General features: G+C 72.2%; 14 protein-coding genes and 3 tRNA genes. 12 read left to right on the top strand and 5 right to left on the bottom strand.

Features of this window, described 5'->3' with window-relative positions; translation table 11 throughout:
- Positions 1-12: 12 nt before the first annotated feature.
- Both htpX and AB0E88_RS16815 read left to right on the top strand, forming a co-directional pair.
- A complete protein-coding gene (htpX, locus tag AB0E88_RS16820; protein ID WP_361630661.1) occupies positions 13-876 on the top strand; it encodes a zinc metalloprotease HtpX in 864 nt (287 codons plus the stop codon).
- The gene (locus AB0E88_RS16815; protein ID WP_361630658.1) at positions 873-1,265 is read left to right on the top strand and encodes a YccF domain-containing protein; all 393 of its coding nucleotides are present in this window, start codon (positions 873-875) and stop codon (positions 1,263-1,265) included. The genes htpX and AB0E88_RS16815 overlap by 4 nt, the downstream gene beginning before the upstream one ends.
- A 52-nt stretch (positions 1,266-1,317) precedes the next feature.
- Here the strand turns inward: AB0E88_RS16815 and AB0E88_RS16810 are convergent, their stop codons facing one another.
- Positions 1,318-2,574 (bottom strand): APC family permease, encoded by a 1,257-nt coding sequence (locus AB0E88_RS16810; protein ID WP_361630655.1) that lies wholly within the window; start codon positions 2,572-2,574, stop codon positions 1,318-1,320.
- Positions 2,575-2,724: 150 nt separating this feature from the next.
- Between AB0E88_RS16810 and AB0E88_RS16805 the strand changes: the two genes are divergently transcribed.
- The gene (locus AB0E88_RS16805) at positions 2,725-2,991 is read left to right on the top strand and encodes a GlsB/YeaQ/YmgE family stress response membrane protein (RefSeq protein ID WP_361630652.1); all 267 of its coding nucleotides are present in this window, start codon (positions 2,725-2,727) and stop codon (positions 2,989-2,991) included.
- Between the two features lie 94 nt (positions 2,992-3,085).
- On the opposite strand, the gene AB0E88_RS16800 is transcribed toward AB0E88_RS16805, so the two are convergent.
- Positions 3,086-3,574, bottom strand: coding sequence for a YajQ family cyclic di-GMP-binding protein (locus tag AB0E88_RS16800; RefSeq protein WP_361630649.1), 489 nt, complete (start codon positions 3,572-3,574; stop codon positions 3,086-3,088).
- A gap of 224 nt (positions 3,575-3,798) precedes the next feature.
- Between AB0E88_RS16800 and AB0E88_RS16795 the strand changes: the two genes are divergently transcribed.
- A tRNA-Tyr gene (locus AB0E88_RS16795) sits at positions 3,799-3,880 on the top strand.
- Between the two features lie 166 nt (positions 3,881-4,046).
- Here the strand turns inward: AB0E88_RS16795 and AB0E88_RS16790 are convergent.
- The gene (locus AB0E88_RS16790; protein ID WP_361630647.1) at positions 4,047-4,325 is read right to left on the bottom strand and encodes a hypothetical protein; all 279 of its coding nucleotides are present in this window, start codon (positions 4,323-4,325) and stop codon (positions 4,047-4,049) included.
- Between the two features lie 93 nt (positions 4,326-4,418).
- Here AB0E88_RS16790 and AB0E88_RS16785 point away from each other — a divergent pair, with 93 nt between their 5' ends.
- Positions 4,419-4,631: a hypothetical protein gene (locus AB0E88_RS16785; protein WP_361630644.1), complete on the top strand. Its 213-nt coding sequence runs from the start codon at positions 4,419-4,421 to the stop codon at positions 4,629-4,631.
- 17 nt (positions 4,632-4,648) lie between these two features.
- Here the strand turns inward: AB0E88_RS16785 and AB0E88_RS16780 are convergent, their stop codons facing one another.
- Together AB0E88_RS16780 and AB0E88_RS16775 are read right to left on the bottom strand one after the other, a co-directional pair.
- A complete protein-coding gene (locus tag AB0E88_RS16780; RefSeq protein ID WP_361630641.1) occupies positions 4,649-5,305 on the bottom strand; it encodes an SDR family oxidoreductase in 657 nt (218 codons plus the stop codon).
- 95 nt (positions 5,306-5,400) lie between these two features.
- Positions 5,401-6,642, bottom strand: a complete 1,242-nt coding sequence (locus AB0E88_RS16775) for an amidohydrolase family protein (protein ID WP_361630638.1) — start codon at positions 6,640-6,642, stop codon at positions 5,401-5,403.
- A 211-nt stretch (positions 6,643-6,853) separates the two neighbouring features.
- Here AB0E88_RS16775 and AB0E88_RS16770 point away from each other — a divergent pair.
- From AB0E88_RS16770 to AB0E88_RS16740, 7 genes are all read left to right on the top strand, one after another.
- A tRNA-Thr gene (locus AB0E88_RS16770) sits at positions 6,854-6,926 on the top strand.
- A 46-nt stretch (positions 6,927-6,972) separates the two neighbouring features.
- Positions 6,973-7,045 (top strand) — tRNA-Met (locus AB0E88_RS16765).
- A gap of 89 nt (positions 7,046-7,134) precedes the next feature.
- Complete coding sequence (rpmG, locus tag AB0E88_RS16760; protein ID WP_003948671.1) at positions 7,135-7,299, top strand: 50S ribosomal protein L33; 165 nt, start codon at positions 7,135-7,137, stop codon at positions 7,297-7,299.
- A 120-nt stretch (positions 7,300-7,419) separates the two neighbouring features.
- Positions 7,420-7,872 carry a MaoC family dehydratase N-terminal domain-containing protein gene (locus AB0E88_RS16755; RefSeq protein WP_361630635.1) on the top strand — a complete coding sequence of 151 codons (453 nt, stop codon included), beginning with the start codon at positions 7,420-7,422 and terminating at the stop codon, positions 7,870-7,872.
- A gap of 8 nt (positions 7,873-7,880) precedes the next feature.
- Entirely contained in the window at positions 7,881-8,309 is a 429-nt protein-coding gene (locus AB0E88_RS16750; RefSeq protein ID WP_361630932.1) for a MaoC family dehydratase, read from the top strand.
- Between the two features lie 119 nt (positions 8,310-8,428).
- Positions 8,429-8,986 (top strand): helix-turn-helix domain-containing protein, encoded by a 558-nt coding sequence (locus AB0E88_RS16745; RefSeq protein ID WP_361630632.1) that lies wholly within the window; start codon positions 8,429-8,431, stop codon positions 8,984-8,986.
- 80 nt (positions 8,987-9,066) lie between these two features.
- Entirely contained in the window at positions 9,067-10,497 is a 1,431-nt protein-coding gene (locus AB0E88_RS16740; protein WP_361630629.1) for an MFS transporter, read from the top strand.
- Positions 10,498-10,963 lie beyond the last annotated feature (466 nt).

The following is a 10,963-nucleotide window of genomic DNA, read 5'->3' as shown; positions in this document are numbered from 1 at the left end:
GGAGGGTGTACCGTGCACCGCCGGCACAACGGGCTCAGGACGGCAGTACTCCTCGGGGGGCTGTCCGCACTCATCATCGTCATCGGCAGCTTCTTCGGCCGTACGGGCCTGATCGTGGCCGTTCTGGTGGCCCTGGGCACCAACGCGTACGCGTACTGGAACAGCGACAAGCTGGCCCTGCGCGCGATGCGGGCGCGCCCGGTCAGCGAGTTCGAGGCGCCGGGGCTCTACCGCATGGTCCGCGACCTCTCGACGCAGGCCCGCCAGCCCATGCCGCGCCTGTACATCTCGCCGACGGAGGCGCCCAACGCCTTCGCGACCGGCCGCAACCCGCGCAACGCCGCCGTGTGCTGCACGGAGGGCATCCTGCGCCTGCTCGACGAGCGGGAGCTGCGCGGCGTCATCGGCCACGAGCTGAGCCATGTCTACAACCGTGACATCCTGATCTCGTCGGTGGCCGGAGCGCTCGCCTCGGTGATCATGTTCCTGGTGAACTTCGCCTGGCTCATCCCCATCGGCCGTTCGGACGACGACGAGGGCCCCGGCCTGCTCGGCATGCTGCTGATCATGCTGCTCGGCCCGATCGCGGCCAGCGTCATCCAGCTCGCCATCAGCCGCTCCCGGGAGTACGAGGCGGACGCCTCAGGGGCCCGCCTCACCGGCGACCCGCTCGCCCTCGCGAGCGCCCTGCGCAAGCTGGAGACGGGCACCCAGCAGCTCCCGCTGCCGCCCGAGCCGCGCCTGGAGACGGCGAGCCACATGATGATCGCGAACCCGTTCCGCGCCGGTCAGGGGCTGTCGAAGATGTTCTCCACCCACCCGCCGATGGCGGACCGAATCGCCCGGCTCGAGAAGATGGCAGGTCGCCCGCTGTGAGAACCATTCTGAACGTCATCTGGCTGGTCCTGAGCGGCTTCTGGCTGTTCCTCGCCTATCTCGCGGCCGGCGTACTGCTCTGCATCACGATCATCGGCATCCCGTTCGGGATCGCGGCCTTCCGCATCGGCGTCTACGCGCTGTGGCCCTTCGGGTACACCACCGTCGAGCGAGCCGACGCCGGCGCGCCCTCCTGCGTCGGCAACGTCCTGTGGCTGGTCCTCGCGGGCTGGTGGCTGGCCATCGGCCACATCGTCACCGGCATCGCCCTGTGCGTCACGATCATCGGCATCCCGTTCGGCGTCGCCAACTTCAAGCTGATCCCGGTCTCGCTGTTCCCGCTGGGCCGGGACATCGTCCCCACGGACGAGCCCTTCGCCGCGCGCTGACCAAGGGCCGCGCACAGATGCCGAAGGGCCGCGCACCGATGCCGTCACGGGGTCACGCGCGGCCGGTCCACCGCCGCAGCGCGTACGCCCCCGCGCCCACCGCCAGCACGCCCGCGCCGATGGCCACCGACAGGCCCGGCAGGGCGAAGGCCAGCGCCGCGCAGCCCACGAGGCCCACGGCGGGCACCACGCGCGTCCGCCAGGCCGGCGCCAGCGTCCAGGCCGAGGCGTTGGCGACGGCGTAGTAGGCGAGGACGCCGAAGGACGAGAAGCCGATCGCGCCGCGTACGTCCACCGTGGCGGCCAGCACCGCCACCACCGCGCCCACGGCGAGCTCGGCCCGGTGCGGCACCTGGAAGCGCGGATGGACGGCCGCCAGCACGCCCGGCAGATGGCGGTCCCGGGCCATCGCCAGCGTCGTCCGCGACACACCCAGGATCAGAGCCAGCAGCGAGCCCAGCGCCGCCACGGCCGCCCCCGCCCGCACCACCGGTACCAGCCCCGGCACGCCCGCCGCGCGCACCGCGTCGGCCAGCGGCGCGCCCGCCTCGCCCAGCCGGCCCGCGCCCAGCACGGCGAGGGCGGCCACCGCCACGCACGCGTAGACGCCCAGCGCGATGCCCAGCGCCAGCGGGATCGCCCGCGGAATGGTCCGCGCCGGATCGCGCACCTCCTCGCCGAGCGTGGCGATCCGGGCGTACCCGGCGAAGGCGAAGAACAGCAGACCGGCCGCCTGCAGCACACCGCCCGCGCCGCCCGGGGCGCCGACGTCCAGCCGTCCCGCGTCCGCCGCCCCCGACCCCAGGCACGCCACGACGACGCACGCCAGCACGGCCAGGACGACCGCCACGATCACCCGGGTCAGCCACGCCGACTTCTGCACACCGCCGTAGTTCACGGCGGTGAGCGCCACGACGGCCGCGACCGCCACGGCATGCGCCTGCCCCGGCCACACGTACGCGCCCACGGTCAGGGCCATCGCCGCGCACGACGCCGTCTTGCCGACCACGAACGCCCAGCCCGCGAGGTACCCCCAGAACGCGCCCAGCCGCTCCCTGCCGTACACGTACGTGCCGCCCGAGGCGGGATGGCGGGCCGCCAGCCGGGCCGAGGACAGGGCGTTGCAGCAGGCGACGACGGCGGCGAGGGCGAGAGCGGGCAGCAGGCCGGACCCGGCGGCGTGGGCGGCGGGGCCCAGGGCGGCGAAGATCCCGGCTCCGATCATCGAGCCGAGCCCGACGACGACGGCGTCACCGACGCCGAGGGTGCGCCGCAGTTCACCGCCGACGGCGGGGCCCGACTGTGTCATGCCCCGCACCCTACTGATCGCCGCAACCATCGGCCGTCCGTGTGACGTCCTGTTCATCAACGACGCACGAACACACGCGCGTGGGCCGCCAGGACGAGGATCACAGAGCTCGGACGGGGCCGGCACGGCGCGGAAGGGCAGGTTCACGGCATGGGAATCATCAGCTGGATCATCCTCGGCCTGCTGGCCGGAGCCATCGCCAAGTTCCTGCTGCCGGGCCGCGACCCGGGCGGTTTCATCGGCACCACGCTCATCGGTGTCGCGGGTGCCTTCATCGGCGGCTGGATCTCGGCCCGCTGGCTGGACCACCCCATCGCCAAGGACTTCTACGACGGCGCCACCTGGGCGGCGGCCATCGGCGGCTCCCTGGTCCTGCTGATCGCCTACCGCATCCTGTTCGGCAACTCGCGCGACTGACCGCCGCGGCAACGCGAAGGGTGGGCCCCCGAGGGAGCCCACCCTTTGTCGTCCTCGCCGCCGGCCGGTACGCGCGCGTGGCCGGCAGGCGGTCCTACCGGTAGTTCACGAACTGCAGCGCGAAGTCGAAGTCCTTGCCCTTCAGCAGCGCGATGACGGTCTGCAGGTCGTCACGGCTCTTGGAGCTGACCCGCAGCTCGTCACCCTGGACCTGCGCCTTGACGCCCTTGGGGCCCTCATCGCGGATGATCTTCGCCACCTTCTTGGCGTTGTCCTGGGAGATGCCCTCCTGGATCTCCGCGAAGATCTTGTACTCCTTGCCGGACAGCTGCGGCTCGCCCGCCTCCAGGGCCTTCAGCGAGATGCCGCGCTTGATCAGCTTGGACTGGAAGACGTCGAGGACTGCGTTCACCCGGTCCTCGGAGTTCGCCTCCATGAGGATCTTGTCACCGGACCACGAGATCGAGGCACCCACGCCCTTGAAGTCGTAGCGCTGCGAGATCTCCTTGGCGGCCTGGTTGAGGGCGTTGTCGACCTCCTGCCGCTCGACCTTCGAGACGATGTCGAAACTGGAGTCGGCCATGTCCTGTGGCTCCTTGTATCGGGGTGCGAAACGGGTGCGTGTCGGCGTCCGTGCGGCTGCCGCCGGGCCCGGCGTAGGTCCCGGGCCACATCCCGCCCAGCCTAGTCACCCAGCCCTGCCGGGGTGGTCATCAATCGGGTGGCGAAGCACCCCTGGGCATCGGGTATTGTTTACGTCGTTGCCGGGGAGCAGCGCCGAAAGGCGGCTCGACGGCAGCACCACTTGGCGGTGTGCCCGAGCGGCCAAAGGGAGCAGACTGTAAATCTGCCGGCTCAGCCTTCCCAGGTTCGAATCCTGGCGCCGCCACGCTGAGGGAGACCCCCTCGCTCTGCTGAAAAGCAGCGCGAGGGGGTCTCGCCGTTTCAGCGGTGCGGCCGTGTCAGTGGTCCGGCCGGGGCCTTCGGTCATCTTCGGGAGGCGAGCCGCGTGGGCGGCCCGCCTGGTCCCGGCCCGCCCGGTCCCGGCGCGGTGCTCAGTCGCCCTCGGCGGGTTCGGTCGACGCCTTCTTCACCTCCGCCTCGACCTCGTTGCGCATGCGGCCGGCGTCCTTGGCGAACTCGGACACCGATGCCTGCACGTCGCGCGCGAGGTCCCGCCAGGCGCGCCAGGCCGTCTCGTACGTCGAGGTCTGCTCCTGCGTCCACGGGGCAGCCGTGGGCGGGCCGTAGGCCTCGCGCAGCTCCAGCACGCGCGTGTGCGCCTCGTTGGCGGCGCGCTGTTTCTCCACGAGCTCGTCGAAGGTGTGTGCCACGTACGAAGGCTAAGGAGGCGGCGGAGGTTTTGCGCGCCGAGCCGTGCGCGCCGCGCGGACGTCGTTGTCAGTGCCCCCGGGCACACTGGTCGCATGTCCAGCCGTCGCAGACACTGCCCCGAGTGCCGTCGAGAGATCGCCGTCGTGGCGGGACGCTACGCCCGGCACGACCCGCCCGGCACCCGGGAGAGCGGCGCGCTCGTCTCCTGCCCGGGCTCGCGCAGACCGGCGCAACTGGGCGCGGCGCAGCCGTCCTTGGACGGATACGCCGTCGCGGAGTTCCCGGGGCAGCTGCCGTTGTTCTGAGGGCCGCCGGCCCGGTCTCAGTTGCCCGCCACCGACTTCACCGCCACCGACACCGGCGTCGACCCGCTCACCAGTTCCAGGGTCAGGCCCGCCGTCGCCGGGGTGTCCACCAACTCCGCCAGTACGGCGGCCACGTCGTCGCGGGGGATCAGACCGCGGCCGGTGTGTGCCTCCAGCCGGACCAGGCCGGTGCCGGCGTCGTTCGTCAGCGAACCGGGGCGCAGGATCGTCCAGTCGAGGGCGTCCAGGCCGCGCACGTGGTCGTCCGCCTCGCCCTTGGCGCGCAGGTACACGTCGAACACCTCGTCGCCCTGGTGCCGGGCGTCCGCGCCCATCGACGACACGACCACGAACCGGCGTACGCCCGCCCGGACGGCGGCGTCCGCGAAGAGCACCGCCGCACCCTTGTCCACCGTGTTCTTGCGGTCCACCGAGCTGCCCGGGCCGGCGCCGGCGGCGAACACCGCCGCGTCGGCTCCCTCCAGGGCGGCCGCGACTTGCTCGACGGACGCCGACTCCAGGTCCAGCAGGACCGGTTCGGCACCGACCGCCCTCAGGTCGTCGCCCTGTTCGGCCTTGCGGATCAGCCCCGCGGCCTCGTACCCGCGCGCGGCGAGCAGCCGCTCCAGCCGCAGCGCGATCTGACCATGACCACCAGCGATGACAATGCGCATGCTTTCGACCGTACGCCTGGTGGGGGACGGGTGCCCGCGGCGTCGGGCGCGCCGGTGTCCCCCGTCCGGCGGTTGAGTGTCCTGCGCGGCGGGTGTCAGGACAGCTCGGTGCGGCCCTGGCGGGGCAGATCCAGGTCCGCCGCCGTCGAGTCGCAGAACTCCCTGACCGCGCTGGTGCGGGCCACCACCCGGCCCCGGTGGATCACGATGCGGCTGTAGGCCAGGGACAGGGCCGCGGCGAGGCCGTCTCCGCGCACGGCCAGCAGTTCGGCGGGGAAGCCCGCCTCCACCCGCACCTCGGGCAGGCCGAGCATCGCGCGGGCGGAGCCGCTGACGGCGTCGTACGCCTCCTCGGGGCGCAGGCCGTGGCGGGAGGCCAGCAGATAGGCGGCCTCCAGGGGGTCGCCGCGGCCGACCGGGTTGGCGGCGTCCCGCAGCGCGCCGCTGCCGGCCGCCACCTGGACGCCTGCGGCGCGCAGGAGACGGACCGGCGCCGTGTCGCGGCCCTGGGCGCCCGCGCACCCGCCCTGCGGCAGGCAGACGACGGCGACACCGGCCGCGGCGAGCTGGTCCGCGGTGCGCGCGGCCGCCTCCGTGGGCAGCCGGTCCAGGCCGCCGCACGGACCGAGCGTGACGCCCGGGCGCAGGCCGCCCGCCATGGCCGCGAGCCGGGCCAGACGGGCCGGGTCGGCGGCGTCGGTGTGCAGGTCGACGGGGCAACCGTGCTCGGAGGCGACGTCCAGGACCGCCTCCACATAGCCCGTGGGGTCCGGGTCGAGGTCGGGGCAGCCGCCGACGACCGAGGCGCCCATCTTCATCGCGTCCCGCAGCATCGCCAGCCCGTCGGCCCCGGCCCGTCCCGTCAGTACGCGCGGTACGGCCACCGTCGTCAGCTCGGTGAGCCCGCGCAGCGCCCGCCGCGCCTGCAGCACCGCGCCCAGCGCGCCGAGGCCCTGAACGTCGCCCACGCGCACGTGGGCGCGCAGGGCGGTCGCCCCGTGGCCGAGCTGGAGGAGCGCGGCCTCGGTGGCGCGTCGCTGGACGTCCTCGGGGTCGGACGAGGCCGGGCCGTCGCCGTCGGCCGACAGGGCGGTGTCGGCGTGGGCGTGCGGCTCGGCCGGGGCCGGCAGCAGCAGGTAGCCGCGCAGGTCCACGCGCGTGCCGCGGCACCGGGTCTCGGCCGCGAGGCTTCCCGCGGTGCCGACCGCCTCGATGCGCCCGCCGCACAGCCGTACGTCGACCCGCCGGCCGTCGGTGAGCCGTGCTCCGCACAGCAGCAGGCCCGGGTCGGCAGGTCCCGAGGACGGGGTCGACTGCGTCGGCTGACTGTCGGGCATCGCGCTCCAGGGGCTCGTCGGACCGCGCGCGGCGGCGCAAGATCACACAGAGTGGGTCGAGCCTAGGGTGGCTTCCCCCGCACGTCAGGGAGGAGCGCAATAGTCGTACCGGTGTGGTCCGCGTGCGGGAGGGGCTGCTGGGGCCGCTGAGGGGGCCGGAGGAATCGGATTTGGGCGAACGGCGGGCGACCGTGTAATGTCTTCCTCGCTCGCCCCAATAGCTCAGTCGGCAGAGCGTCTCCATGGTAAGGAGAAGGTCAACGGTTCGATTCCGTTTTGGGGCTCTGGTGAGAGAGGTTCTCGTCGCAAGGCGGGATTCGATCACACCGCAGCGGTGTAGCTCAGTCGGTAGAGCAAGCGGCTCATAATCGCTGTGTCACCGGTTCAAGTCCGGTCACCGCTACTTCAGTAGCCGATTGGTGGGTCGGTCCGTCGATCGGCTACTCTTCATGTGCATTAATCTCTAGCAACCGTTCATCAAGGAGCACTCACGTGGCTGCCACCGACGTCCGCCCGAAGATCACGCTGGCCTGCGTGGAGTGCAAGGAGCGGAACTACATCACCAAGAAGAACCGGCGTAACAACCCGGACCGTCTTGAGATGAAGAAGCACTGCCCGCGTTGCAACGCGCACACCGCGCACCGCGAAACGCGATAAATCAGGCTCGTACACGAGGCCGCCCCCGAGACACTGGGGGGCGGCCTCGCGTCGTTTCGTCACTGCGGCGAACGTTCGTTGTTCACACCAGGAGTGATTCACACCAGGAGGTGCCGGGCCATGGCGCTCGACCAGTCCTTCGTGGGGCGGACCTACCCGCCCACCGAGCCCTACGAGGTGGGCCGGGAGAAGATCCGGGAGTTCGCGGAGGCGGTGGGGGACACCAATCCGGCGTACAGCGACCCGGAGGCCGCCAAGGCGCTCGGCCACCCGGATGTGATCGCTCCGCCGACCTTTGTGTTCGCCATCACCTTCAAGGCCGCCCGGCAGGTCGTCGCCGACCCGCAGCTCGGCCTGGACTACAGCCGGGTGGTGCACGGGGACCAGAAGTTCGCCTACCGGCGCCCGGTGCGGGCCGGTGACCGGCTCACGGTCACCTCGACCATCGAGGCGATCAAGTCGATGGCGGGCAACGACATCCTGGACGTCCGCGGCGAGGTCCACGACGAGGCCGGGGAGCACGTCGTGACCGCCTGGACCAAGCTCGTGGCCCGCGCGGCCGAGGAGGTGTGACGCGACTCATGGCGGCGAAGATCGCTTACGACGACGTCGAGGTCGGCACCGAGCTGCCGGCCCAGTCCTTCCCCGTGACCCGCGCCACGCTCGTGCAGTACGCGGGCGCCTCCGGGGACTTCAACCCGATCCACTGGAACGAGAGGTTCGCCAAGGAAGTGGGCCTCCCGGACGTCATCGCCCACGGCATGTTCACCATGGCCGAGGCGATCCGGGTGGTCACCGACTGGGCCGGCGACCCGGGCGCGGTCGTCGAGTACGGCGTCCGCTTCACCAAGCCGGTCGTCGTGCCCAACGACGACCAGGGCGCCACGATCGAGGTCAGCGCCAAGGTCGCCGCCAAGCTGGACGACCAGACCGTGCGCGTGGACCTCCTGGCGAAGAGCGCAGGCCAGAAGGTCCTCGGCATGTCCCGTGCCGTGGTCCGCCTCGCCTGAGCCACTCACGCCGCACCAGTCCCGTAAGGGGCGCTCCCCCTGAGCGAGCGCCCCTTACGCATCACCCCCCATGCCCGACCGCTTGACTTAGTTAGTAATTGACCACTAACTTACTACCCATGGTCAGGATGAGCGCAGAAGAGCGCCGGGAGAGCGTCATCCGGGCGGCGACCGCCGAGTTCGCCCGGGGCGGATACCACGGCACCTCCACGGAGGCGATCGCCAAGCGGGTCGGGGTGTCGCAGCCGTATCTCTTCCGGCTGTTCCCCGGCAAGCGGGCTATCTTCCTCGCCGCGGCCCAGCGCTGCATCGAGGACACCATCCGGACCTTCGAGGAGGCGGCCGAAGGGCTGCAGGGCGAGGAGGCCGTCGCCGCCATGGGCCGGGCCTACCGGCGGGTCACCGCCGAGCAGCCCGAGCGGCTGATGATGCAGATGCAGACCTACCTCGCGGTCGCGGCCGCCGAGGCCGACGGCGATCACGAGTTCGGTGAGGTCGTACGGCAGGGCTGGGTGCGGCTGTGGGACGCCGTGCACCTCTCCCTCGGAGCGGACGCAGGCGAGACGACGAGCTTCATGGCGCACGGCATGCTACTCAACTGCCTGGTGGCGATGGGCTTCCCGGCCGACCACCGCGTGTGGTCGGGGCTGGCGCTGCCCGGCCGCCCGGCGGACTGAAGGAAGCGGCCCCCAGGGGCCGGCCTTCCCGCACCCACAAAACTTAGTAATCACTAACTAACGAACTCCCTGGGGGAGAGATGTCACAACCCACCACCCGGGGCACCGCCTGGGCCCTGGTCATCACCAGCGTCGCCGGATTCATGGCGGCCCTCGACAACCTCGTCGTCACCACCGCGCTGCCCTCGATCCGCGAGGACCTCGGCGGCGGGCTGGGCGACCTCGAATGGACGGTCAGCGCGTACACGCTCACCTTCGCCGTCCTGCTGATGTTCGGTGCGGCCCTCGGCGACCGCTTCGGGCGCCGCCGGCTCTTCCAGGTGGGCGTCACCGTCTTCACCGTCGCCTCCGCGGCCGCGGCCATGGCGCCCGGCATCGGCGCGCTGATCGCCGCGCGGGCGGTCCAGGGCGTGGGCGCGGCGATCATGATGCCGCTGACCCTCACCCTGCTCACGGCCGCCGTACCCGCCGCCAAGCGCGGCATGGCGTACGGCATCTGGGGCGCGGTGAACGGCCTCGCCGTCGCCTCCGGGCCGCTGATCGGCGGCAGCCTGACCGAGCACATCTCCTGGCACTGGATCTTCTGGCTGAACGTCCCCCTCGGCATCGCCCTGCTGCCCCTCGCCCGGCTCCGCCTCGCCGAGTCCTACGGCACCGGGGCGCCGCTCGACGCGCCCGGCACGCTCCTCGCCAGCGGCGGCCTCTTCGGGATCGTCTACGGCCTGGTCCGCGGGCCGGCGGACGGCTGGACCAGCTCCCTCGTCCTGCTCGGCCTGATCGCGGGCGGCGCGCTCCTGGCCGGCTTCGTCCTGCACGGCACGCGAGCGAAGAACCCCATGCTGCCGATGCGGCTGTTCCGCTCGCGGGCGTTCTCCGGGATCAACGCGGCGAGCATGCTGATGTTCCTGGGCATGTTCGGGTCGATCTTCCTGCTCAGCCAGTACATGCAGGGCGTGCTCGGCTACTCGCCCACCGAGGCGGGGCTGCGGATGCTGCCGTGGACCGGCATGCCGATGCTCGTCGCGCCGGTCGCGGGCATCCTGGCCGACCGTGTCGGCGGCCGGCCGGTCGTCGCGGTGGGCCTCTTCCTCCAGGCCGCGGGGCTCGGCTACCTGGCCGCCGCGTCCACCGACCACGCGTCGTACGCCTCGCAGCTGCCGGGACTGATCCTCAGCGGCATCGGGATGGCCCTCTTCTTCGCCCCGGCATCCCATCTGGTGATGTCCAGCGTCCGCGCCACCGAGCAGGGCATCGCCTCCGGCGCGAACAACGCGCTGCGGGAGGTCGGGGGTGCGCTCGGTATCGCCGTGATGTCGTCGATCTTCTCGGCGCAGGGCGGCTACGAGTCGGCCCAGTCCTTCGTCGACGGGCTGCGGCCGGCGGTGTTCACGGGGGCGGGGGTCGTCGCCCTGGCGGGAGTGGCGACCCTGCTGATCCCCCGAAGCCACCGCACCACGCCGGACCACCCGACGCTGGAGACACCGCGCACCTTGTCACCATCGGCAAGCTGACGTTGCCACTAGGGGTGCGGGTGCGTCGTGGCTGGTCGCGCAGTTCCCCGCGCCCCTGGGGGGTGGTGGTGGCCGTCGGCCATGGGATGGACCGTCCGCCCCGGTCCCGATGCGCGGGGGCGCGAGGGCCTGTGCGGGTGCGTTGTGGCTGGTCGCGCAGTTCCCCGCGCCCCTGGGTGTCTAAGGTGACCGACCGCCTGAACGGCCCGCCCGCCCCGGTCCCGATGCGCGGGGGCGCGAGGGCCTGTGCGGGTGTGTTGTGGCTGGTCGCGCAGTTCCCCGCGCCCCTAGGTGTCCACGGTGACCGACCGCCTGAACGGACCGCACGCCCCGCGCCCCGCACCGGACCCGGACGGGGCGCCGGGCCGCAGGCGCGTACGGCGGGAAGGGGACGGGGTGGGGGGTGTCCGCCCGCAGCGGCCGGCACCGGGCAACGGCGCCATATCAAGCGACGGCCGGCCGGACC

It is taken from the genome of Streptomyces sp. NPDC028635 (assembly GCF_040637635.1).
Lineage (GTDB): Bacteria > Actinomycetota > Actinomycetes > Streptomycetales > Streptomycetaceae > Streptomyces.
The sequence above is the reverse complement of the archived record's forward strand: the minus strand, read 5'-3'. Positions and strand labels throughout refer to the sequence as shown.